The following is a 24413-nucleotide window of genomic DNA, read 5'->3' on the forward strand; positions in this document are numbered from 1 at the left end:
GTGCTGCGCGTCGTCTGTCAGATTTGACACGTCCGCATGCGGGCAGTGCGGCTGGCGCCAGCCCCTTGCGCGGCAGATCTGGCAGTTTTCCTCCACCACCGGAGCACTTGTGTCCTTGAAAACGGACGACAAAACCGGGTTTTGGGTCTTGAAATAAAATTCTCTGCCCACTATAAGGCGCCCATTCCACACGCAAGGGGCGGAACCTGAGCTTATCGGGGTCCATCCGGTGGCCGACAGGAGTGATCCTCCGGCCCACATCCTCTTGCGGAGGTTAAACCGGAAAAATCAGGAGATTAAGGGCCATGGCATTGCCCGATTTCACCATGCGTCAGCTGCTCGAGGCTGGCGTTCACTTTGGTCACCAGAAACACCGTTGGAACCCGCGCATGGGTCAGTACATCTTTGGTGTACGCAACGATGTTCACATCATGGACCTGTCCCAGACCGTTCCGCTTCTTCATCAGGCGCTCAAAGCTGTGTCTGATACGGTTGCCGGCGGTGGCCGCGTTCTGATCGTCGGCACCAAGCGTCAGGCTCAGGAAGCCGTGGCGTCTTCTGCCCGCAACTCCGCTCAGTATTTCGTCAACGCACGCTGGCTCGGCGGCATGCTGACCAACTGGAAAACCATTTCCCAGTCCATTCAGCGCCTGCGCAAGCTGGAAGAGACCCTATCTTCGGATGCGGCCAACGCCCTGACGAAAAAAGAGCGTCTCTTCATGGACCGCGAGCGTGAGAAGCTCGAGCGGAACCTGGGCGGTATCAAGGATATGGGCGGTATCCCGGACCTGATCTTCGTGATCGACACCAACCGGGAAGCCATTGCCATTCAGGAAGCACGCCGTCTGGGAATTCCGGTGGCTGCGATCCTCGATTCCAACTCCAATCCGGATGGCATCACCTATCCGGTGCCGGGCAACGACGATGCCGGCCGTGCGCTTTCGCTCTACTGCGACCTGATCGCACGTGCTGCCATTGACGGTATTTCCCGCGCCCAGGGCGCTGCCGGCATGGACATTGGCGAATCGGAAGAGGCTCCGGTGGAAGAAGCCCTGGCTGAGACAACCGAAGAAGCTGCTCCGGTGGCGGAAGACGCTCCGGTTGAAGCCGAAGCGGTTGCTGCCGAAGCCTGAGCTAAGGCTGCCGCGGGTTTACGCGGCAGTTTGTTGTTGAATTCGCAAGACGGGCCGCAGTTTGTTGCGGTCCCGTCATAAAGGCGCGGAAAGCCATCGGCTAAACCGTGTCTCATCTGAAACCCCCATCCACGAGGCAATCGATGAGCATTACCGCTGCGATGGTAAAAGAGCTCCGCGAGAAATCCGGCGCTGGCATGATGGACTGCAAGACCGCACTGAATGAATCAGGCGGCGACATGGAAGCGGCTGTTGACTGGCTGCGGACCAAGGGCCTGGCAAAGGCCGCCAAAAAGGCTGGCCGCGTTGCGGCAGAAGGCCTGGTTGGTGTTGCTTCTGGCGGCACCAAGGCGGCTGTGATCGAGCTGAACTCTGAGACCGACTTCGTTGCCCGCAACGAAGGGTTCCAGGAGCTCGTGGCCAAGGTCGCCAAGGTTGCCGTGGCAACCGACGGGTCCGTTGAAGCTCTGGCTGCGGCTGATCTTGACGGCAAGCCGGTTGCTGATGCAATCACCGAAGCGATTGCGACCATTGGCGAGAACATGACCCTGCGCCGCTCTGCGCTGTTGTCTGTCTCTGCTGGCGTCGTGTCCACCTATGTTCATGGCAAGGTGGCCGACGATCTCGGCAAGATCGGCGTTCTGGTCGCGCTGGAATCCTCCGGCGATGCGGCCAAACTCGATGCTCTTGGCCGTCAGATCGCCATGCATGTTGCGGCCACCAGCCCGCTGGCCTTGAATACGGACGCGCTTGACCCTGCTGTTGTGGAACGCGAAAAGACCGTGTTCTCCGAGCAGGCCCGCGAATCCGGCAAGCCGGAAAACATCATTGAAAAAATGGTGGAAGGCCGTTTGCGCAAATTCTACGAGGAAGTTACCCTCGTTAAGCAGGCCTTTGTGATCAATCCGGATCAAACGGTTGAACAGGCTGTCGAAGCGCTTTCGAAAGAATTGGGGACTGAAGTCAAACTCTCCGGCTTTGTCCGCTTCGCCTTGGGCGAGGGGATCGAGAAAGAGGAGCAGGACTTCGCCGCAGAGGTGGCGGCAGCCACCGGGCAGTAAGCTCAAGGAAAAGCGCCGGCAAGACCGGCGCTTTTTTTTTAGAAAGACAATTCTAAAACGGGTGAACTCATGTCGAATTCTTTGCGTTGGAAACGGATCCTCCTGAAACTCTCCGGTGAGGCCCTGATGGGGTCACAGGCATTCGGGATCGATCCGGCCATTGTGCAAAGAATTGCCAAGGAAATCGCTGATGCGGTGGCGCTTGGCGCCCAGGTCGGCGTGGTTGTCGGCGGCGGTAACATCTTCCGTGGCGTGGCGGTTGCGGCCAAGGGCGGCAACCGGGTCACTGGCGACCATATGGGCATGCTGGCCACTATCATGAACAGCCTGACCCTGGCTGACGCGCTGCGTCGGCTGAAAGTGAATGCGCGGGTGCTTTCCGCCGTTGCGGTGCCCTCGATCTGCGAGACGTTTTCCCAGCGTGTGGCCGACCGTTACATGGAAGACGGGGACGTCATCATCTTCGCCGGCGGCACAGGCAATCCCTTCTTCACCACCGACAGCGGCGCAGCCTTGCGCGCAGCTGAAATGAAGTGCGATGCCTTCTTGAAGGGCACGCAGGTGGACGGTGTCTATTCGGAAGATCCGAAAGAGAACCCGGACGCGGAGCGCTATGAAACGCTCGGCTATGAAGAGGTTATCACGCGCAACTTGAAGGTCATGGATACGACCGCGATTGCGCTCGCGCGGGACAACTCGATCCCGGTGATCGTCTTTTCCATTCACACCCCTGGAGCCCTGGTAAGTGTCCTGCAGGAAACAGGTACTTATACAGTCGTGGGCGACTGAAACTTTTAAAGACTGATCGTCCGTCAAGCTCTTGTGTTTCAGCGCGTTTGTGCCATGTTGGCGCGCGCTGGGACTCTATTTTGCCAATTACAAAACAAAAGTGAGGTTAAGATGTCGGTTGAAGGTGTCGATTTGGATGATTTGAAGCGCCGGATGCAGGGAGCCCTGTCGGTGCTGAAAACCGATTTCGCCGGACTTCGTACCGGCCGCGCCTCTGCTTCCATGCTTGATCCGATCTCCGTGGATGCCTATGGCCAGGCCATGCCGATCAACCAGGTTGCCACTGTGTCCGTGCCGGAGCCGCGTATGGTGGCGGTGCAGGTGTGGGACAAGGGCATGGTGGCGGCCGTCGAAAAGGCGATCCGCGAATCAAGCCTTGGGCTCAACCCGGTTGTGGATGGACAGCTTCTGCGCTTGCCGATCCCCGAACTCAACCAGGAACGCCGCCAGGAACTGATAAAGGTGGCCCACAAATACGCCGAACAGGCCAAGGTGGCTATCCGCCATGTGCGCCGTGATGGCATGGATGACGCCAAAAAGGCAGAAAAAGACGGTGAAATTTCCCAGGATGACAGCCGTGTCGCCTCCGATGAGGTCCAGAAACTGACCGATCAGATGATCAATGAAGTGGACAGCATGCTGGAGAAGAAAGAACAGGAAATTTCGCAGGTCTAGGGGCCTCGGATCCGAGACGTGGGGAAGCCGATGAGCGTCAGCCCGAATCCGCACTCACCTGCCGGGGATGAAACCTTCTCCAAGCCGCCGCACCACGTTGCTTTCATCATGGACGGCAATGGCCGGTGGGCGACCGCCCGGGGGCTGCCGCGTACCGAAGGGCACCGGCAGGGGCTGGAGGCGTTGCGGCGGACCATCCGCCATGCCGGCAAGCTCGGGGTCAAGATCGTTACGATCTATAGTTTTTCCTCGGAGAACTGGAGCCGGCCGGCAACGGAAGTTTCCTTTCTCATGGGGCTTTTACGGCGGTTCGTGCAACGGGACCTGAGCGAGCTTCATGAGGCCAATGTCCGGATCAGGATCATTGGAGGCCGCGCCGATCTGGAGCCGGGCATCCTAAAACTGCTGGAAGAAGCTGAAGAGCTGACCCGGGACAATACGGGCCTGGATCTGGTGGTGGCCTTCAACTATGGCTCGCGCTCGGAAATCGTGCGGGCCGTTCAGCATCTCGCGCAGCGGGTGCAGGACGCGGAAATGCGGGTGGAAGAGATCACCGAAGAGATGATCACCCGTTCGCTTGACACGGCTGGTCTGCCGGATCCGGATCTGATTGTTCGCACCAGCGGCGAATTGCGCCTGTCCAACTTTCTTTTGTGGCAGGCAGCCTATTCGGAATTCTATTTTTGCGACCTGAACTGGCCGGATTTTGATGAAACGGCGCTTGAACAGGCGCTCCAGTGCTACAGCAATCGCCAGCGGCGATATGGCGGCCTTGATGCCAAGGCGCTCTGACGTGGCGCCCTTATGATGGCGGATACCGGACCAATCGAAAAGAAGACGGCGGACTTGAAGCTGCGCCTGATCTCGGCGGCAATTCTCGGACCGCTGGTGCTTGCGGTCACGTATTGGGGCGGCACTGCCTATGCGTTGCTGATCCTGGTGGCCGCGACGCTTTTCTTATGGGAATGGCGCACCATTACCGGGTGCCGGGAGGCGCTTGCCGGCACTCTGATCAGCCTGATCAGCCTGGTTGTGCTTGCGCTTCTCGGCAGTCTCGGCAGGCCGGGGGCAGGACTGGCCGTGCTGCTGCTGGGCGCATTGCTGACCCTGGCTCTCGGGCGGTTTGGCAGGGTTGGGCGCTGGGGCGCTGAAGGCTTGCTCTATAGCGGCTTTGCCCTGTTTGGCCTTCTGGCGGCGCGCAATGGCAGCAATGGCCTGATCTTCACTTTCTTTCTGCTGTTCGTGGTGTGGGCAACGGATATCTTTGCCTATTTTACCGGACGGGCCCTGGGCGGGCCGAAGCTGTGGCAGAGCGTATCACCCAAGAAAACCTGGTCCGGGGCCCTGGGCGGCCTTCTGTGCGCGGTGTTGTTCGGCACGGGGCTGGTGATGCTGCTTGGCGGAACGGCGCTTCTCGCCTGGGCAGGGCTCGCGGTTGTCCTGTCCGTCGTCTCCCAGGCGGGGGACTTGCTGGAATCGGCTATCAAGCGCCGCTTTGATGTCAAGGATTCCAGCCGCTTGATTCCCGGGCATGGCGGCATCATGGACAGGATCGACGGGCTGGTGGCCGCTGCGATCTTTGCCGTTTTCCTGGGGCTGGCCGCCGGAGGGTCCCTGGCGGACCCGATTGCGGGCCTGGGGCTGAGGTGATTTGGAGACATGGGTATGCCGGCTGAGGCGAGGGGAGCGGGCAGCGACGCCCCGGTGAAAATCACGGTGCTTGGGGCAACCGGTTCCATCGGCCAAAGCCTTGCGGATCTGATCGAGCGCAATCCTGGCCGCTTCGATGTGGTGGCGGTGGTTGCCAATCAGAATGCGGCTTCTCTTGCCAAGACCGCCCTGCGGCTCAAAGCCGATTCGGCCGTGCTCGCATGTGCCGAGAACCATGGTGAGCTTGCCGGACATCTCTCCGGCTCTGGGATTATGGTGTCTTCCGGCTCCGCTGCGGTTCTGGAGGCGGTCGACCGGGAGACGGATCTGGTGGTGGGCGCCATTGTCGGGTCTGCGGGACTGGAGCCGACCTTCCGGGCCATCCGCAAAGGGCGGCGTCTTGCGCTTGCAAACAAGGAATGCCTGGTCTGTGCCGGTGATCTGTTCATGTCCCGGATCCGGGAAACCGGCGCTGAGCTGCTGCCTGTGGACAGTGAGCATAATGCGATTTTCCAGGTCCTTGAAACGGACAAGGCCGATCTTGTCGAAAAGGTCATCCTTACTGCGTCGGGCGGACCGTTCCGCACCTTCTCGCTGGAACAGATGGCCGGGGTAACGCCGCGCCAGGCCCTGAAACACCCCAATTGGGAGATGGGGGCCCGCATCACCATCGACAGCGCCACAATGATGAATAAGGGCCTTGAGGTGATCGAGGCGGCGCATCTGTTTCCCGTGGCCCATGATCAGCTGGAGGTGCTGGTGCATCCGCAATCTGCGGTGCATGGGCTGGTTCAATATAAGGACGGTTCGCTTCTGGCTCAGCTTGGCAGCCCGGACATGCGCACACCGATCGCCCATTGCCTCGCCTTTCCAAGGCGCATGGAGGTTCCGGTGACGCGGCTCAACCTTGCGGAGCTCGGTTCCCTGACCTTTGAGGCCCCGGACCCGGTGCGCTTTCCCGCACTCCGGCTGGCGCTTGAGGCCTTGCAAGCGGGCGGTGGAGCTCCGGCCGCGCTGAATGCGGCCGACGAGGTCGCTATCGATGCGTTTTTGGCGCAGAAAATCGGCTTTCTCGATATTCCAAGGGCAATTGAAACGGTTTTGGAACAATTATCCGCCTCAGGAGTGCTCGGTCCGTCAAAAAGTGTTGACGACGTGCTCGCTCTGGATGTTGAAGCCCGCCAAAAGACAGTAGAATGGATCCAGTCGCAGTCTTGATGACAGGGATGCCGCTGTAAAAAATGCACCCATCATTAACGCGCCGTAATTCTCCTGTTAATAGAGTGCTGAGATAGTGCTCAAAAATGTGTCAGGTCGGATCCGTTCATGGAATTTCTTGGTTTTGCTTATTCCCTCGTTGTCGGAACAATTGTCCCGTTCCTGTTTGTTCTGACAATCGTCGTTTTTTTCCATGAGCTTGGTCATTTTGCCGTTGCACGCTGGTGCAGCGTGAAAGTGGATGCGTTTGCCGTCGGATTCGGCAAGGAGATCTTCGGCTGGAACGACAGGAAGGGCACCCGCTGGAAGCTCTGCATGATTCCCTTGGGTGGCTATGTGAAGTTTGCCGGGGATGAAAATGCGGCCAGCGTGCCGAACCGCGAGCTGATCGAAAAGATGAGCCCGGAAGAGCGCAAAACAGCTTTCATTGCCAAACCTGTCTGGCAGCGTGCGGCAATTGTGGCTGCGGGCCCAATCGCCAACTTCCTTCTCGCCATCGTGATTTTCGCGACGCTTTTCGTCTCGGCTGGCAAGCAGGGGCTTGTTCCGGTTGTGGACGAGGTGTTCCCGGGCGGAGCTGCCGAACGGGGCGGGATTGTGGCCGGGGATGTTGTGAAGGAAATCGACGGCCGTGCCATCCACACGTTTGGTGACCTGCGCCAGGTGGTTCTGATGAGCGCCAATGTCCCGCTTGTGTTTGAGGTCGAGCGGGATGGCAAGCTGGTCACGCTGACCGTGACCCCGGATGCCAAGGAAAAAGAAGTTTTCCTCGGCGAGCGGCAGATGGCAGGGGATATCGGCCTGCGCGGGCGGGCTGATCCCGACAATATCGTACGCATCAAATACGGGCCGCTTGAGGCTGTTGCAGAGGGCACTCGGGAAACCTACCGGATCATGGAAGGCACGGTCAGCTATATCTGGGGGGTGATTACCCTCCGGCAATCGGCGGACCAGCTTGGCGGTCCGATCCGGGTCGCGGAAATTTCCGGCAAGGTGGCCGAGCAGGGCCTGATTCCCCTGATTTCACTCGCGGCCGTGCTGTCTGTCAGTATCGGCCTTATCAATCTCGCTCCAGTTCCGGTTCTGGATGGCGGGCATCTGGTGTATTTCGCGGCGGAGGCCCTGCGCGGCAAACCGCTTAGCGAGCGCGTTCAGGATGTCGGATTCCGCATCGGATTGGGCTTGGTACTTATGCTGATGGTCTTTGTTACCTGGAAGGATATCCTGCGACATGTGTCGAGTGATTCCTGATGGCCGTGACATTGACGCAACGTCCTCAGGCTAAATCGATTTCGGCCGCCAAGGGCAGTTGCGTTATCAGCAAAAACCTATACAACGTTCGTCGGTTCTGAGAATCTGCCGGGGTGATAGTGGGTTCTCAGATTGCGTATTTAAAAAAAAGGCATAGCGCGAATATGCAGCGATTGCAGAAACTTACACGGGCCGTGTTGTTGGCGGTGGCCGTGCTTTCGATCGGGTCGGTTTTGCCTGCGTCTCATGGGGAATGGTCCTTTGCAAGGTCCGCTGAGGCTGCAGTAGCCAGGTCCATTCAGGTGCAGGGAAATACCCGCATCGAGGATGAAACCGTCATCAGCTACATGACCATCGTTCCGGGGCGGTCTTACTCCGCCTTCGATGTCGATGAATCGCTTAAAGCGCTCTATGCAACAGGCCTGTTTTCCACTGTTGACATCACCCCGCGCGGCAGCACGATCGTCGTGACAGTATCGGAAAATCCGATCATCAATCGCGTGTCTTTTGAAGGCAACAAGAAGATCAAGGATGACGCGCTTGGAACTGCTGTCCGGTCCCAGCCGCGTTCGACTTTGTCCCGTGCAAAGGTGCAGGCTGACGTTCAGAATATTCTGGAAGCCTATCGCCGCTCCGGCCGCTTCGGCGCATCCGTTGAGCCTCAGATCATTGACCGTGGCCAGAACCGGGTTGATCTCGTTTTTGAAATCAATGAAGGCGCCAAGACTGGTGTGGAGCGCATCAGCTTCATCGGCAATAAGGCCTTCAGTGACGGCCGCCTGCGGGACGTGATCCGGACCCGTGAAAGCGGCCTGCTCAGCTTCCTGCGCAGCACGGATACCTATGACCCGGACCGTCTGTCCGCGGACGAGGAACTGCTGCGCCAATACTACAACAAGAAGGGCTATGCGGATTTCCGGATCGTCTCCGTGAGCGCTGATCTGGACCGCGAGCAGAATATCTTTTATGTCACCTTCACGGTTGATGAAGGTGAAAAATACGAAATTGGCGATGTGGAAGTGGTCTCAACCATTCCCGAAGTTGATCCGGAGGACCTGCGCAAACTCCTCCGCACGCGCAGCGGCCAGACCTTCAATTCCCTGCGGATTGAGCAGACCGTTGAAGACATGACACTGCGTGTCTCCGAAGAAGGCTACGCCTTTGCCCGGGTCCGCCCGCGCGGCGCGCGCAACTATGACGACAATACGATTTCCCTGATCTACTATGTCGAAGAAGGCCCGCGTGCGTATATCGAGCGGATCAATGTGATCGGCAACGACCGAACCCGGGAATATGTCATCCGCCGTGAATTCGATATCGTTGAAGGCGATGCGTTCAACCGGGCGCTGATCGACAAGGCCGAGCGTCGGTTGAACAATCTTGGTTTCTTCGAGAAAGTTTCGATCACGACCCAGCAGGGCAGCTCGCAGGACCGCGTGATTGTTAATGTGCGGGTCGAAGAAAAGCCGACCGGCGAAATCTCCTTCGGTGTCGGCTACTCGACCGTGGATGGGGTGATCGGCGATGTCTCGGTCACAGAGAAGAACTTCCTTGGCCGCGGCCAGTTCGTGAAGCTCTCTGTCGGCGGTGGAACGGATACCCAGTCCTACGAGTTCCGCTTTGTCGAGCCGTTCTTCATGGGCCGCCGGGTTGCCTTTGATGTCGATCTGTACCGGAAGGTGGACGATGCCAACGACTACCGGTCCTTCGATCAGGAAAAGACGGGTGGCGGCTTCGGCTTCACTCTGCCGCTCCGGGAAGAAGAGATCACGCTCCGGCTGTTCTATAACATCTTCCAGGAGAAGAACTCCGATCCGGACAGCGAGTCCACGGACATCAATAACTGTAACACCTCGGATCTGTCCCTCGCGGTGTGTGACTCCCTTGGTACCTATCTGACCTCTTTGGTTGGCTATGACCTGCGCTACAACACGCTGGACCGCAACGTGGATCCGACCGATGGCATCTTTGCCTCTTTCGGTCAGCAATTCGCGGGTCTCGGTGGCGACAGCTACTATGTCAAAACCGAAGTTCAGGCCCGTGCCTACAAGGAGCTTCTGGCTGACTATGGTGTTGTCGGAAGCCTGCGGGTGCGCGGCGGAAACATCATGGCCCTTGGCGACGAACGCCTGCGGGTATCCGAGCAGTTCATGCTGGGCGGCAATCTGGTCCGCGGTTTCGAAAACCAGGGGATTGGTCCGCGGGACGCTTCGACCGAGGATGCTATCGGTGGCCGCTTCTACTTCGCCGCCACTGCAGAAGGCACGTTCCCGTTCCCGGTCATTCCGAAGGAATTCGGCCTGAGCGGCGCCGTCTTTGCCGATGCCGGGTCCCTGTGGGATGCGGACAGCGATTTGGTCAATCTGGTTGAAAGCAATGGTGGTAAGATCGACTCCGATGATCTGTCGATCAGAGCCTCTGTTGGCGCCGGGATCCGGTGGAACTCGCCCTTTGGCCCGCTGCGCGCCGACTTCGCGTACCCGGTCGTCAAGGAAGACTCAGACAAGACGCAGATCTTCCGCTTGAGCGGGGGGACCCGCTTCTAAAGCGCGGTCTGATAGGTTAGAAAACGGCCGCCGGATCCTTTCGGCGGCCTTTTTGTTGTCTTGTAATCAGGATTCGATATGTCCGAGCCCACGTTCTTCCAACGTCCTGCCCCTGTCTCCCTTCAGACGCTCGCAGAGTGGGCTGAAGCGGAAATCTACCGGGGGGAGGCGTCGCTTGAATTGTCAAAGGTGGCGCCTTTGGAAGATGCCGGACCAGGCGCGCTGGTCTTTTTTGACAACACGGCCTATCTCAAACAGCTGGAAACCACCGAGGCGGCGGCCTGTCTGGTCAATACTCGCCACAAGGACAAGGTGCCCGAAGGGGTTGCGGTGCTGGTCTGTGCAGATGCCTACCGGTCCTGGGCAAAGATCCTTGCAAAGCTTTATCCGGAGGCGATGGTGCCCCGGGATGTGGCGGGCGCTGACATCTCAGAGCGGGCCCATGTCGACCCGGCAGCGCGTCTGGAAGACGGCGTGAGGGTTGAGCCGGGTGCGGTGATCGGCGCGGAGGCCGAGATCGGGGCCGGCACGGTGATCCGGGCCAATGCGGTCATCGGGCGCGGTGTCCGGATCGGCCGGGATTGTGTGATTGGTGCAAATTGCACCGTGCAGCATAGTGTTTTGGGCAATCGGGTTTTCCTGCATCCGGGTGTGTGCTGCGGACAGGACGGGTTCGGCTATGCCATGGGACCTCAAGGGCATTTGAAAGTTCCGCAAATTGGCCGTGTCGTGATTCAGGATGACGTGGAAATCGGCGCCAACACAACCATTGACCGGGGGGCGAACCGGGATACGGTGATCGGTGAGGGCACCAAAATCGACAACCAGGTGCAGATTGGCCATAACGTGGTGGTTGGGCGCCACTGTGTTCTGGTCTCTCAGGTTGGGCTTTCAGGCAGTTGTACGCTGGAAGATTTTGTTGCCATCGGCGGACAGAGCGGCGTGCGGGGACATGTCACCATTGGCATGGGCGCGCAGGTTGCAGCAGTCAGCGTGGTCAATGACGATCTGGCACCTGGGGGGCGGTATGGGGGCACACCGGCAAAGCCCGTGAAACAATGGTTCCGGGAAGTGGCTGCGTTAAGAAAACTTGCAGAACGCGGCAGCGGCTCGTAAAGGGAAGCCATCGCCAAAAACACAACGGAGTTAATCCGCCAAGGGGCACTACATGGAAGACGCAGAAAAAAAGACTCTTGCCAGCGCAGATATCATGAAAATCATGAAGCTTCTGCCGCACCGCTATCCTTTTCTTTTGATCGACAAGATCATCGAAATGGACGGCGATGACAGCTGTATTGGCATCAAGAACGTCACCATCAACGAGCCGCATTTCACCGGCCATTTTCCAGAACGGCCGGTGTTTCCCGGCGTTTTGCTGATTGAAGCTATGGCCCAGACCGCCGGAGCGCTGTGTGTTCACGCGCGCGGGGATGACGCGCCGCCGCAGCTTGTCTATTTCATGACCATCGACAAGGCCAAGTTCCGCAAACCTGTCGAGCCGGGCGATCAGGTTCATTTCCATGTGAAGAAGATCAAGCAGCGTTCAAACATCTGGAAATTCGATGCAGTTGCCATGGTGGACGGAACCAAGGTTGCGGAAGCGGAAGTCAGCGCCATGCTGATAGATGCGTGAGGACACATGACTGACATCCATGCAACGGCGATTGTGGAAGACGGGGCTGTCATCGGAGACGGGGTGCGGATTGGCCCTTATTCCATCGTTGGCTCCAATGTGGAACTGGCGGAAGGGGTCACGCTCGAGGCTCATGTTGCGGTGGCTGGTCACACGCGGGTGGGGGCGCGGACCCATATCTTTCCATTTGCCAGCATTGGCCACAAGCCGCAGGACCTGAAATTCGGCGGAGAGGAAACGCGTCTTGAAATCGGTGCGGACAACCAGATCCGCGAACATGTCACCATGAATCCGGGCACTGAAGGCGGGGGCGGCCTGACCCGCGTCGGGGACAACTGCCTGTTCATGATGGGCTCGCATGTGGGGCATGACTGCCAGGTGGGTAATCATGCCATTCTGGCCAACAATGCGACGCTTGCCGGCCATGTGGAGCTGGACGATTTTGTCATTCTGGGCGGCCTCAGCGCGGTGCGCCAATGGTCCCGGATTGGCACCGGCGCTATTGTCGGCGGCATGACCGGTGTGGAATTCGACGTTATTCCCTATGGGTCGGTGATCGGAGACAGAGCGCGTCTCGCCGGGCTTAATCTCGTCGGGCTGAAGCGAAAAGGTGTGCCCCGGGATCAAATTCATGCCCTGCGAGCGGCCTACCGGGCCTTGTTTGACAGCGAAGAGGGTACCTTGCGCAGCCGGGCGGAAGCTGTTGCCGGTGACAGCGCCGATCAGCCGCTGGTCAAGACAGTGACCGATTTCATTTTGGCCAAGGACGACCGCCGTTTCTGCACGCCGCGCAGCGAAGACTAAGCCATGAGGAAGCCGGAAGGCGGAGCCGGGGGGCGCCTGGCGTTGATCGCTGGCAATGGCAGCTTGCCCGGACAAATCGCCGATGCGCTTTTGGAGACGGGACGGGACTTTCGCATTGTTGCCATCAAGGGCGAAGCGGATGAGCTGACCCGCAAAAGGGCCAGTGCGGAGCTTGGTTGGGGCGAGATCGGGCGTCTCTACAGGTTCTTGAGCGCATCTGATTGCGACCAGGTTCTGTTGATCGGCGGCGTGTCGGCGCGTCCGGACTTTACGTCGATTTTCGGTGACTTTGGCACCTTGAAGCGGCTGCCGACCATTTTGCGGGCACTGGCAGGCGGGGATGACAGCCTGCTGACCAAGGTCATCCGTTTGTTCGAAGTCGAGGGGTACAAGGTTGTGGGGATCAGGGATGTTGCACCCCACTTGCTGGCGGCAAGCGGTGTCCTTGGCAAGGTGCAGCCGAAAAAGACCGACTGGCGCGATCTGGAACTGGCTCTGACAGCCACGGAGAAGCTTGGGGAACTTGATATTGGGCAGGCCGCTGTCGCTGTGGGCGGGCGCGTGATCGCGCTGGAAGGGGCCGAAGGCACAGATGCGATGCTGGAGCGTTGCGCGGAGCTGAAACGCAGCGGCCGGGTCCGCTCCAAAGGCAAGGCCGGGGTGCTCGTCAAAACGGCCAAACCCAATCAGGATCTGCGGGTCGATCTGCCAACAGTCGGTCCGCGCACGATCGAGCTTGCGGTTGCTGCTGGCCTGGCCGGGATTGCCGTTGAAGCACAAGGAGCGCTGATCGCCGAAAAGGAAGAAACGCTTCAAAAGGCGAATGCTGCAGGGCTTTATCTGATCGGCATTGATCAGGACACGCTTGCGCTCGGTCCGGACCAATGACCGGACAGATGCCTTCGATTTGCCTGGTTGCCGGGGAGGAGTCCGGCGACCAGCTCGGCTCCGAACTCATGAAAGCTTTGAATGGCAGGCTCGGCGCTGGGGTGCGCTATTGCGGCGTTGGCGGCGAAAGGATGACCGGGCTTGGATTGACCAGTTTCTTTGACATGTCTGATGTGTCCGTCATGGGCATCAGCGCGGTGCTGAAGCGGCTGCCGCTGATTGTCCGGCGTGTCTACCAGACGGTCGATGCCGTTGTTGCTGCGGATCCGGATGTTTTGGTGATCATCGACAGCCCGGACTTCACCCACAATGTTGCCCGCCGGGTGCGCAAACGGGCTCCGCATATCCCGATTGTCGGCTATGTTTCTCCGTCGGTCTGGGCTTGGCGGTCCGGGCGCGCGCGGAAAATGAGTGCCTATGTTGATGACTTGCTGGCTCTTCTGCCCTTTGAACCGGAGGTGCACCGGAGCCTGGGCGGACCGCGGACCCACTATGTTGGCCATCCCCTGAGTGAGAAGCTGGAGGATCTGCGGCCTTTTGGCGACGAACGCACATCCCTTGGAGATGGCGCGCCGGTGCTGGTCGTTCTGCCAGGAAGCCGCAGCAGCGAGGTTGACCGGCTGCTTTCTGTTTTCGGCGAAACGGTGGCCCGCCTGAAGACTGATGTGCCCGAATTGACCGTGCTGCTGCCAGCCGTCAGTCACCTGGAAGAGCGGATCCGCAAGGAGGTCTCTGTCTGGCCATATGTGCCTGAGATCGTGACCGGGCTGGACGCCAAGCAACTGGCGTTCCGACGGGCTCACGCCGCCTTGGCAGCGTCTGGAACCGTCTCTCTGGAACTCGCCCTGTCCGGGGTTCCCATGGTGGTCGCTTACAAGGTGGACTGGTTCTTCCGACGCCTGAAAGAACTCAATCGCCTGTTCAGATTTTCCAGCGTGGAGTCCTTTGTTCTGCCGAATATCATCCTCGGCAAAAAGGCGATTCCCGAGTTTCTGGATGAGGAAGTCCGCCCAGACGTTCTGGCCAGGCATTTGAAAGCGCTCTTGTCACCGGGCGAAGCTCGGGAGGAGCAGCTGGTAGACCTTGCCGAACTGGAGGGTCTGATGCGGCTTCCCGGCGGTCATAGCCAGAGCGAGGCGGCAGCGGAGGTTGTCCTCAACGCCCTTTCGGGCAAAACCGCCACACCGGCCTGAATGCTCCCGGTCTCCCTGTTTTCAGAACCACCATCCGGTTTGATAGGGAGCCGGGAATCTTGGAGCAAATCCGCATTTTATCGGATTTCTCTTTTGCTGCCCTGATGCCACGCTCATTCAGTTGAGGCTGGTACAGCTGTCTCAGGCCTGGGCCACATTGGTGAGGAAACGGGCAACCTCCTGATTGAGGTCTTCGGTCTTTTGAGACAGTTCCGTTGAGGAGGTCAGGACCAGATTGGCCGACTGGCTGGTCTGGGAGACAGCCTCGGAGAGGTTGGACATATTGGCCTTCACAGACCCGGTCCGCTCCGCTGCCCGTTGCACATTTACGGAAATCTCTTTTGTGGCCGTGCCTTGCTGTTCCACCGCCGAGGCGATGTTGGCAGTATATTTGTTCACCTCTTCCATCGTGTCCGTGATGTCCTGAATGGCGGAGACGGCATCATTGGTGGCCTGCTGGATTTCGGAAATCTGCGAGCTAATGTCCTCGGTCGCTTTGGAGGTCTGGGTGGCAAGTTCCTTGACCTCTGCAGCCACGACCGCAAATCCTTTGCCGGATTCGCCCGCCCGGGCCGCTTCGATGGTGGCGTTCAAGGCCAGCAGGTTGGTCTGTTCGGCAATTGCCTGGATGAGAGTGACCACTTCACCGATCTTGGTGGCGGCGCTGGACAGGCTCTTGACCTTGTCATTGGTCACATGAGTGCCTTTGGTCGCCCGGCCGACAACCTGGGTTGTCAGACTGACCTGACGGGCGATCTCTCCAATGGAAGTTGCCAGTTCTTCCGCCGCGCTTGCGACCGTCTGCACGTTCTGGGTGGCTTCATCGGTAATGCCGAATGTTGTGTCGGCCAGGCTGGAATTCTCCGTCGCAATCGTGCTCAGGTCCCGGGCCGTGCTGTCAAGAGTGGTGGCGGTCTCACCGACCGTGCCCAGAACCCTCGAGACGGTCCTGCGGAACTCCGTGACAAGCTGTTCGGTCTTCTGGGCCCGTTCTGAGCGCATATGCTGATCCTGTTCGGTTTCAGCCTGAAGGCGCAGCCGGTCGCGGGCATTGTCCAGGAAGACCTGCAAGGTGCGGTTCATGTCACCGATCTCATCGCCGCGGTCCGTTCCAGTGATCTCGATATCGGTGTTGCCTTGCGCCAGATGAGACATGGTCTGTGTCGTCCGGCGGAGCGGGCGGTTCACCGCGTAATTGAGAGCAAAGGCAAGTCCGGCCCCGGCACTGACCGCCGCCAGAAGCGCTACAATGATGATGCTGAGCGCGTTTTTGCTGCTGGTCTGGGCTGTTTCATTTTGTTCTTTGGAGATACCGGAAATCCGTGTGCTGACCGTTGCGGCCAGGGCTTTCATGTCTGAAATCTCTGACATGAGTTCGAATCTGTTTTGCGCCAGGCCCCGGAATGCGGTTCCGAACACTGACAGAGAGCTCTGGATGTCCGATACTTTCTTGGCAATGTCTGGAAAGCTGCTGGCGCTCTTTTCCAGCCGTGTTGTCAGGCCGGTCAGATCGGCCAGGCCTTTGGAGACAACTTGCTGCGCATGCCTGTCCGGTGAGATGATGAAGTGGAAGGCGGACGCCTTGACCGCGTTGGCATTGGTTTCAAGGCGCATAACCGTGTTTGCGACGTCATCAGCCACATAGAAGTGGCGGTTGATGTCATCTGCCTGTTTGTTGACAGTCTGGATCGCCACTGAGAGCTTTGTGCCGATTTTCTTGAGGCTTTTCACCAGATCGCTGAGTTGCAGTTTGGCAGCATCGGTCAGATCAAAGATCTCGATATAGTCTTTGGAGGCCATAAGCTTGGTCACTGTGCCGATGGCCGCCTCTGTATCGGTGCGCAGTTTTTCAAAATCGGCCTTATCAATTCCATCCACAGAGGTGGCGGTCATGCTGACTGCATCCGGCAGCAACGCCTTCAGGCCTGCCTCGATCTTGGCTAGTTCCGCCTTGTTGTTCTTGGCATCGGCAAATTGGTTCTGTAATTGAAGCACTTCTTCCAGGTAGTCTGATGTGGCTTCTCCGGCCTTGTTGGCGGACAGAATTGTCTTGCGGGCTTTCGCGTCCCGGTCACTAACCTTGTGCCGTGCGTCACTGGCTTTTGCCAGAATCGCGGTGGCCACCTTTTCCAGGTCTTTCAAGGAGCTTTCCAGCTCCTCCCGTTTTTCGGTCTGGGTCCGGGCAAGAGAAACGACTTTTTGAAAAGCGTTACGGAAATGCGCAACAGCCTTTGCTGCGTCTCTGACCTTGCTCGTGTCCGATCCGGAGGAGGACAGCTGACCCTCAAGCTGCACAAGCTCAAGGTCAAGCCGGTCGAGATCCTGCAGCGCTGCTTTGGCTGCGGCAGGGGTCCGGAGCGTGAGAAACTCTTCCCGCTTGCCAGCAAGGCTTTGAAGCTGGGCGATCACGGAGGTCGATTGTTTGGCGACCTGCATCCGGTCCGACAACGTCATCACACCATAGGCACCGACACCACCGACAATGCCGGTCAGAGCCACTATAGTTGCAAATCCTCCTCCGACCTTGATACCGAATTTGACGTCCGTTGCATATTTCCAAAAAGCCATATCGCCCTCGTGAAGTTTATATCACTTCTAATCGTCATAAATGCGGATACGAGGCTAGGATTTAACTTGTTATTATTCCGTATATTTTGTGTTTTTGCTGTTAATTTGTGCAGAAAATAGTCACTTCCGTTGAATGGAATCTAGATATTATATTGTTTTATTTAAATTGAAACAAGTTTTTACTTTACGCTTCGAGCGGTTTTTTGCGTATTCGTGATGTATTCGACTTGCTTTTGTTTTTAGCCTGATCCTGGTCGAAGTTTGGTGGCGTATTTTCGGAGGTGCTCTTCCGGTCTGCGGCAGCTCTGATTGGAAAGTGTTTTCCATTCCCTTAAGGCAAAACGCCCTCCGGAAGCACCGAAGGGCGTTTGAATTTTGCGTCAGACTGTTCTCAAAACTTTTCGTTTGAAAGATTAGCGGCGCTGATCGATCGGCGTGTAGTCCCGCTTGGTCGCCCCGGTGTAAAGCTGGCGCGGACGGCCGATGCGCTGGGACGGATCTTCCACCATTTCCTTCCACTGGGCGATCCAGCCGACGGTGCGGGCCAGAGCGAACAGTACGGTGAACATCGTTGTCGGGAAGCCGAGCGCGCGCAATGTGATACCGGAATAGAAGTCGATATTCGGGTAGAGCTTTTTCTCGATGAAATACTCATCGTTGAGCGCGATTTTTTCCAGCTCGATGGCAACGTCCAGAAGAGGGTCGTCCTTGATACCAAGCTCGCCCAACACCTCATGGGTGGTTTTCTGCATGATGCGCGCGCGTGGGTCATAGTTTTTGTAGACCCGGTGGCCGAAGCCCATCAGACGGAACGGATCGTCCTTGTCCTTGGCACGGGCGACAAATTCCGGGATGCGATCAACGGACCCGATCTCCGACAGCATGTTGAGTGCCGCCTCGTTGGCGCCGCCATGGGCCGGTCCCCACAGGCAGGCAATGCCGGCCGCGATACAGGCAAACGGGTTGGCACCGGAGGAGCCGGCAAGGCGCACGGTGGAGGTGGACGCGTTCTGCTCATGGTCCGCATGCAGGATGAAGATGCGGTCCATGGCGCGGGCCAGTACCGGATTGACCTTGTACTCCTCGCACGGCACCGCAAAACACATATGCAAGAAATTGGCGGCGTAGCCGAGATCATTGCGCGGATAAACGAAGGGCTGGCCGATATGATATTTATAGGCCATGGCTGCGATGGTTGGCATCTTGGCGATCATGCGCAGGGACGCCACCATGCGCTGATGCGGGTCGGTGATGTCTGTGGAGTCGTGGTAGAACGCGGACAGGGCGCCAACGGTTCCGACCATGATGGCCATCGGGTGCGCGTCCCGGCGGAACCCGGAGAAGAACCGGTTCATCTGCTCGTGGATCATGGTGTGATAGGTCACACGCTGAACGAAATCGTCCTTTTGGACCTTGGTCGGCAGTTCGCCGTAAAGCAGCAAGTAGCAGGATTCCAGAAAGTCGCCATGATCGGCAAGCTGTTCGATCGGGTATCCGCGGTAAAGAAGGGTGCCTTCGTCGCCGTCGATATAGGTGATCTTGGATTCGCAAGATGCGGTTGAGGTAAAGCCCGGGTCATAGGTGAACATGCCAGTGTCCTTGTACAAGGACGAGATGTTCACGACCGACGGTCCGATGGATCCGTCAAAAACGTCGAAATCGTGGTCGGCGCCACCGACGTTGAGCTTGGCGTTGTTGTCGGCCATACAGAAACCCCTTCATTTATCCTGGTTTGCCCTCCAGAGTGTGTCCCGCAAACCGCGTTTGCCAGGATCCTGCCGGACGGCTCTTTAGAAAACTCGCGTCTTGCGTAGCCCATTTGCCGCAGTGCCGCAAGCAGGCCCGTGTAACGCTTTGGTCAAAGACCAGTTTTACGCGTGCCGCCAGGTGTGAAGGCGGCACCGCGTTGAAAAGGCTTTCGCTTCGGAAAGCCTTAGGCCGCCTGATCCTGGATCCGGTCGAGCGATTCCTGCCGGCCGAGGGCAATCAGAACGTCATAGATTCCCGGTGACGTGCCCCGGCCTGTCAGGGCTGCGCGCAGTGGCTGGGCAACTTTCCCGAGTTTAAGGTCTTTTTGCTCCGCATAAGCTTTTACGGTTGATTCCAGGGCTTCGGCCGTCCAGTCAGACACGTCCTTGAGCGCAACGCCGAGCTCGCCCAAAAGGGTGCGGGCGTCATCGGTGAGAATTTTGTCTGCCTTTTCATCTGTCTGCAGCGGCCTCTGCCGCCAAAGATAAGAAGCGCTTTCTGTCAATTCAACCAGCGTCTTGGCACGTTCTTTCAATCCGGGCAACGCAGCAAGGGCGGTGGCCCGGTTGGCCTCCAGCGCCATCCAGTCCAGTACGGCAGCGCCATCTTCAGCATGCTGGAGATAGACCCTCCAATGATCCAGAAGCTCCGTATCCGGTGTTGCGCGCATATAATGCCCGTTCAGGTTTTCCAGCTTCTTGAAATCAAAGCGGGCGGCGGACTGGCCAACAGCGTCCATCCCGAACCAGCGGATCATGTCGTCCAGCGCCATGATTTCTTCATCCCCGTGGCTCCAGCCGAGGCGCGCAAGGTAGTTGCGCATCGCCTGCGGCAGATACCCCATGGCGCGGTAGGCTTCGGCGCCTGTGGCCCCATGGCGCTTTGAAAGCTTGGCCCCGTCCGGGCCATGGATCAATGGAATATGGGCCATGGCGGGTACGGTCCAGCCCAGGGCCTGAAAGATCAGTGTTTGACGGGCCGCATTGGTCAGATGATCGACGCCGCGGATAATGTGAGTGATACCCATGTCATGGTCATCCACGACAACTGCCAACATGTAGGTGGGGGTTCCGTCCGAGCGCATGAGTACAAGATCGTCGAGATCCTTGTTCGGAATGACCACGCGGCCCTGCACCAGATCCTCAACGACCGTTTCGCCGTCCTGGGGAGCCTTGAGGCGGATCACCGGATCGATTCCGTCCGGCGCTTCTGAGGCTGGCCGGTCGCGCCAGGTGCCGTCATAGCGGGGCGGGCGGCCTTCAGCGCGGGCCTTTTCCCGCATCGCCTCGACCTCTTCGGGGGGCGAGTAGCATCGGTAGGCGGTGCCATTAGCCAGCATCTGCTCCACCGCTTCCTTGTGGCGACCGGCACGCGAATACTGGGAAATCGCGTCGCCGTCCCAGTCAAGGCCAAGCCAGGTGAGGCCATCGACCAAAGCGTCCACGGCCTCCTGGGTCGAGCGGGCCCGATCGGTGTCCTCGATCCGGAGCAGCATCTTGCCGCCATGATGTTTGGCGAACAGCCAGTTGAACAGGGCCGTGCGGGCGCCCCCAATGTGAAGGAACCCGGTCGGGGACGGTGCGAAGCGCGTGACGATCTCTTGTGCCATGGTGCTTTTTTTGAAAATCTCATCAATAAGGTGAGCGCGCGGGGCGCACTGCGTGTGTGGCGCGGTCTTATCACAGGCTTTGGCGCGGCTAAATAGGCTTGTCGGTTTCTCGAAGCCAGGCTGAAGGGGAGCGGAGCAGTGGCGGACGAGAACGCACCGCACGAAGACCTCAAAAGTCTTTCCGGGACGCCGAAAGCTCATACGTCTGTAGCTGCAGGTGCGCGCCAGAAAGAGACGGCCACTGGCAAGGCAGCTGATCCCGGTGCCGATCTGTGGATTTGGCTCGCGCGTTTTACGGCGAAACGGCCGGCCCAGTCCGGTTCTTATTGGCAGGAGCGTGGGCTGCTCTGGACCGCTTTTGCCTTCGCGGCCGGCATAGCGGTCTATATGGGACTGCCTCAAGAACCCTTCTGGCCCGCGCTTGCGGGTGTCCTCGCCCTGGCGTGTCTTGCGGCATTCAAAATGCAACGCACACGGGGGCTTGGGCCTATTATGGTGCTGCTTGTGTCTTTTCTGGCCGGTGCGACCAGCGGAGCCGTGCGGACAGCCTTTGTCGCAGCGCCGCGCCTTGGAGAACCCATGATTGCGACGCTCACAGGGACCGTTGTCTCCCGTGAAACGCGGGCCTCTGGAGTGCGGGTTGTGCTTGAGGTGACGTCTGTCAACGGCAAATCGTCCGGGGCGGTCGTCTTTCCGAAAAAGGTAAGGGTCCGGATACCGGCAGCGAGCCCGGCGCGAACCGGAACTTTGGTCCGTCTCAAAGCCCGTCTGTTTCCTCCGGCTGGGCCGGTTGTGCCGGGAGGATATGACTTTTCCCTCCGGGCCTATTTTTCGCAGATCGGGGCTACCGGGTTCAGTTTTGGCGTGCCGGAGGTTCTGGAGGCGCAATCCCTGCCTGCGGGGCTGCGTCTAACCGCCGTTGTCGGGGAGATGCGCAGCTGGTTTGCAAACAGGATCACAAAAATCCTGGGGGGCAGGCCGGAGGCGGGTCTTGTTGTGGCGCTGCTTGTGGGCGACAGGAGCGGTATTTCGGAGCCGCAGGAAGAGAACCTTCGCGCGGCGGGGCTTGCCCATATTCTTGCAATTTCGGGATTGCATATGGCGCTCTTTGCTGGTGGCACCTATGGCGCGGTGCTTTTTCTTCTGGCCCTTTTCCCGCCAGTTGCCCTGCGCTGGCCAATTCACAAGATCGCCGCAGTGCTGGCGCTGGCGGCAGCGGTCTTTTATCTGGTTCTGTCCGGGGCATCGATTGCTACCCAGCGGTCGTTTTTGATGATAGGTCTCGTCTTTCTGGGCGTTCTGACCGGCCGCCGGGGGCTAACCTTGCGCAGTGTCGCGCTGGCTGCGCTTTTCCTGCTGGGTCTGGCGCCTGAGAGGCTGCTTTTTCCAGGTTTTCAAATGTCCTTTGCCGCGGTGATCTGCCTCGTGGCGGTTTACGAGCTCTGGCGGAACCGACCGGATCCGCTGATTCGCCAGACCCACAATGGGGGCAGGCCTTTGCTGCAGCTTGCCCGGTCTACCCTGCGCTGGTCGTTGGGGCTGGCTGTCACAGCGCTGGTGGCCGGACTGGCAACCGGGATCATTGCCGCCCATCATTTTGGGCGCATAGCCCCCCTGGGGCTTCTGGGAAACGTGCTCGGCATGCCGATCTTCACCTTGCTGGTCATGCCCATGGGGGTTCTGTCGCTTGTTCTGATGCCGTTTGGCTTGGCCTCTGTGCCCCTCAGCCTGATGGCCTTTGGTGTCAGGTTGCTTCTTGATGTGGCGGGCTTCGTGTCTGATCTTAGTGGAGCTGCAGGCGCCATTGGCCGGATTGGTCTGCCGGAGATGCTGGCTTTTTCAGCTGCCCTGTTCGGCGTGCTGCTGCTGCCGGGCCGGTGGCGCTGCCTGGCCTTTGGGCCCCTGATCCTTGGCCTGGTGCTTGTGCAGGTCAGCCGGCCGCCGGACATCCAGATTGCCGCTTCCGGAAACAAGCTCGCAGCCCGGGACCGGATTGGGGATTTGCGCTGGTTTGCCCGCCGGGACAGTTTTGCTGGTGATATCTGGTTTCAGACGGAGGGAGTTCCAGAGGGCGAAATTAAATCGCGCAGGATGAAAGCGCCTCAAATCGCCTGTGATCCCGGCGGCTGCGTGATACGTGCCTATCAAGTGGCCGGGGCGCACGTGCCTGACGGCTTCGAGCACAGGCCTCTCAAACTGGCTCTCACAAAGAGGCCTGAGGCATTTGAAATGGATTGCCGATGGGCTGATTTGGTCGTGAGCGATCTGGTCGCGCCCCAATCCTGTTCTGCTCCCCTTGTGATTGACAAATCCCTGCGCCATGCGCGCGGTGCTGTTTCGATCTGGCTGGCGCGCGCCGCTTCCCCGGCCATGGAAGAGGCTGTGCCGGAAGGGCAGGGAACCCGGAAACGGGAAAGAGAGGATCAGGCATCTGCCCCCAATGCGCTGAAAACACGGGTACTGGCTGTCACGGACATCCAGTTTGCGCTTCAAAAGGAGCCCCGTCCGTGGAACCGGGCGGGGAAGGTGACGCGTACCAGCCTGCGCCAGGGAGGTGGCTAAACGGTCAATATTGGCGGAAGAGGGCGACAAGCCGTCCTTGAACACGCACCCGGCCGGGGCCGAAAATGCGGGTTTCGTAAGCGGGATTGGCAGCTTCCAGGGCAATTGAGGCGCCTTTCTTGCGCAGCCGCTTCAAGGTGGCCTCTTCATCATCCACCAGCGCCACCACGATATCGCCGCTATCGGCGCTTTCCGTGCGGCGGATCAGCACGGTGTCGCCGTCCAGAATACCGGCCTCGATCATGGAATCGCCGCGCACTTCCAGAGCATAATGTTCGCCCTTGCCGAGAAGTTCCGGCGGCACTGTGATGGAATGGCTGTGGGTCTGAATCGCTTCGATCGGCACCCCGGCGGCAATGCGCCCCATGACTGGAATCTCCGTTCCCGCCACTTCAGGCTCCGGTGCAGGGCGAGCCGGTTCCGGCTTGCCAAGAGACCCTTCGATGACTTCCGGGGAAAAGCTGCCACGCTGGCGGGGGGCGCCGAGGCCCGGTGCAATGGAATCCGGCAGCCGGACCACTTCCATGGCGCGGGCCCGGTTCGGCAGGCGGCGGATGAAGCCGCGTTCTTCCAGAGCCGTGATCAGCCGGTGAATACCGGACTTCGACCTGAGGTCGAGAGCGTCCTTCATTTCATCAAAGGACGGCGGAACACCGGTTTCTTTCAGTCTTTCATGAATGAACATGAGCAGTTCATACTGCTTGCGCGTCAGCATATCGGCATTCCTTGACCATGAGAAGGTTCTGGTACAAATCAAGAACACATTACCTGTTCTCATTGTGTTCCGCAAGCGTAAATGTTCTCTTACTGTTCTGCCGGGCCACTTGTGGATCTGTCAGAGTAAAACGGCACTGGCAGTTGCACTTTTGGCCGTATTGATCGCTGGCTGGGCGGCATGACAAAACTCAACCGTACGATGAATGGTGCTCCGGACTGAAAATCGGGAACTTTTGCATTCATCGGGCAATTGGCCCCGTTTTGCTCCGCTGGCTCAATTCTTCACTACAGAATAGTCTGCGTCGGCGGCGCAGAGATTTGGTCATGGGGTGCTGTTGTGTTGTCTGATTGCAATAGATGTTGTGTA

Annotated in this window: 19 protein-coding genes; 15 read left to right on the forward strand and 4 right to left on the reverse strand. The window is 58.8% G+C overall.

Features of this window, described 5'->3' with window-relative positions; translation table 11 throughout:
- Positions 1-305: 305 nt before the first annotated feature.
- The 14 genes from rpsB to lpxB all read left to right on the forward strand — a co-directional run bounded on the left by rpsB (position 306) and on the right by lpxB (position 14841).
- The gene (gene rpsB / locus ACXAIC_RS16605) at positions 306-1133 is read left to right on the forward strand and encodes a 30S ribosomal protein S2 (RefSeq protein ID WP_475182231.1); all 828 of its coding nucleotides are present in this window, start codon (positions 306-308) and stop codon (positions 1131-1133) included.
- Between the two features lie 143 nt (positions 1134-1276).
- Entirely contained in the window at positions 1277-2194 is a 918-nt protein-coding gene (gene tsf / locus ACXAIC_RS16610) for a translation elongation factor Ts (RefSeq protein ID WP_475182235.1), read from the forward strand.
- A 69-nt stretch (positions 2195-2263) separates the two neighbouring features.
- Positions 2264-2983 (forward strand): UMP kinase, encoded by a 720-nt coding sequence (pyrH, locus tag ACXAIC_RS16615; RefSeq protein ID WP_475182240.1) that lies wholly within the window; start codon positions 2264-2266, stop codon positions 2981-2983.
- Between the two features lie 111 nt (positions 2984-3094).
- Complete coding sequence (gene frr, locus ACXAIC_RS16620; RefSeq protein ID WP_475182245.1) at positions 3095-3658, forward strand: ribosome recycling factor; 564 nt, start codon at positions 3095-3097, stop codon at positions 3656-3658.
- 30 nt (positions 3659-3688) lie between these two features.
- The gene (locus tag ACXAIC_RS16625; protein ID WP_475182249.1) at positions 3689-4450 is read left to right on the forward strand and encodes an isoprenyl transferase; all 762 of its coding nucleotides are present in this window, start codon (positions 3689-3691) and stop codon (positions 4448-4450) included.
- Positions 4451-4462: 12 nt separating this feature from the next.
- The gene (locus ACXAIC_RS16630) at positions 4463-5308 is read left to right on the forward strand and encodes a phosphatidate cytidylyltransferase (protein ID WP_475182252.1); all 846 of its coding nucleotides are present in this window, start codon (positions 4463-4465) and stop codon (positions 5306-5308) included.
- Between the two features lie 9 nt (positions 5309-5317).
- Positions 5318-6526 carry a 1-deoxy-D-xylulose-5-phosphate reductoisomerase gene (dxr, locus tag ACXAIC_RS16635; protein WP_475182254.1) on the forward strand — a complete coding sequence of 403 codons (1209 nt, stop codon included), beginning with the start codon at positions 5318-5320 and terminating at the stop codon, positions 6524-6526.
- A gap of 108 nt (positions 6527-6634) precedes the next feature.
- Positions 6635-7777 (forward strand): RIP metalloprotease RseP, encoded by a 1143-nt coding sequence (gene rseP, locus ACXAIC_RS16640; RefSeq protein ID WP_475182257.1) that lies wholly within the window; start codon positions 6635-6637, stop codon positions 7775-7777.
- Between the two features lie 302 nt (positions 7778-8079).
- Positions 8080-10323 (forward strand): outer membrane protein assembly factor BamA, encoded by a 2244-nt coding sequence (bamA, locus tag ACXAIC_RS16645; protein WP_475182259.1) that lies wholly within the window; start codon positions 8080-8082, stop codon positions 10321-10323.
- A 78-nt stretch (positions 10324-10401) separates the two neighbouring features.
- Positions 10402-11439 (forward strand): UDP-3-O-(3-hydroxymyristoyl)glucosamine N-acyltransferase, encoded by a 1038-nt coding sequence (gene lpxD, locus ACXAIC_RS16650; RefSeq protein WP_475182263.1) that lies wholly within the window; start codon positions 10402-10404, stop codon positions 11437-11439.
- A gap of 52 nt (positions 11440-11491) precedes the next feature.
- On the forward strand, positions 11492-11956 hold the full coding sequence (gene fabZ, locus ACXAIC_RS16655; protein ID WP_475182267.1) for a 3-hydroxyacyl-ACP dehydratase FabZ: 465 nt from the start codon (positions 11492-11494) through the stop codon (positions 11954-11956).
- Positions 11957-11962: 6 nt separating this feature from the next.
- Complete coding sequence (gene lpxA, locus ACXAIC_RS16660; RefSeq protein WP_475182270.1) at positions 11963-12760, forward strand: acyl-ACP--UDP-N-acetylglucosamine O-acyltransferase; 798 nt, start codon at positions 11963-11965, stop codon at positions 12758-12760.
- A 3-nt stretch (positions 12761-12763) separates the two neighbouring features.
- On the forward strand, positions 12764-13648 hold the full coding sequence (locus ACXAIC_RS16665) for an LpxI family protein (protein WP_475182272.1): 885 nt from the start codon (positions 12764-12766) through the stop codon (positions 13646-13648).
- Positions 13649-13656: 8 nt separating this feature from the next.
- Positions 13657-14841, forward strand: a complete 1185-nt coding sequence (gene lpxB / locus ACXAIC_RS16670) for a lipid-A-disaccharide synthase (protein WP_475182275.1) — start codon at positions 13657-13659, stop codon at positions 14839-14841.
- Between the two features lie 141 nt (positions 14842-14982).
- On the opposite strand, the gene ACXAIC_RS16675 is transcribed toward lpxB, so the two are convergent.
- The 3 genes from ACXAIC_RS16675 to gltX all read right to left on the reverse strand — a co-directional run bounded on the left by ACXAIC_RS16675 (position 14983) and on the right by gltX (position 20767).
- On the reverse strand, positions 14983-17409 hold the full coding sequence (locus ACXAIC_RS16675; protein ID WP_475182280.1) for a methyl-accepting chemotaxis protein: 2427 nt from the start codon (positions 17407-17409) through the stop codon (positions 14983-14985).
- A gap of 413 nt (positions 17410-17822) precedes the next feature.
- Positions 17823-19115, reverse strand: a complete 1293-nt coding sequence (gene gltA / locus ACXAIC_RS16680; protein ID WP_475182283.1) for a citrate synthase — start codon at positions 19113-19115, stop codon at positions 17823-17825.
- Positions 19116-19342: 227 nt separating this feature from the next.
- Entirely contained in the window at positions 19343-20767 is a 1425-nt protein-coding gene (gene gltX, locus ACXAIC_RS16685) for a glutamate--tRNA ligase (protein ID WP_475182287.1), read from the reverse strand.
- Between the two features lie 138 nt (positions 20768-20905).
- On the opposite strand from gltX, the gene ACXAIC_RS16690 reads away from it, so the two are divergent.
- Positions 20906-23329, forward strand: coding sequence for a ComEC/Rec2 family competence protein (locus tag ACXAIC_RS16690; RefSeq protein ID WP_475182291.1), 2424 nt, complete (start codon positions 20906-20908; stop codon positions 23327-23329).
- Positions 23330-23333: 4 nt separating this feature from the next.
- On the opposite strand, the gene lexA is transcribed toward ACXAIC_RS16690, so the two are convergent.
- Positions 23334-24044, reverse strand: a complete 711-nt coding sequence (lexA, locus tag ACXAIC_RS16695) for a transcriptional repressor LexA (RefSeq protein WP_475182295.1) — start codon at positions 24042-24044, stop codon at positions 23334-23336.
- Positions 24045-24413: the final 369 nt, after the last annotated feature.

The organism is Roseibium sp. AWQ4_254, assembly GCF_056161025.1.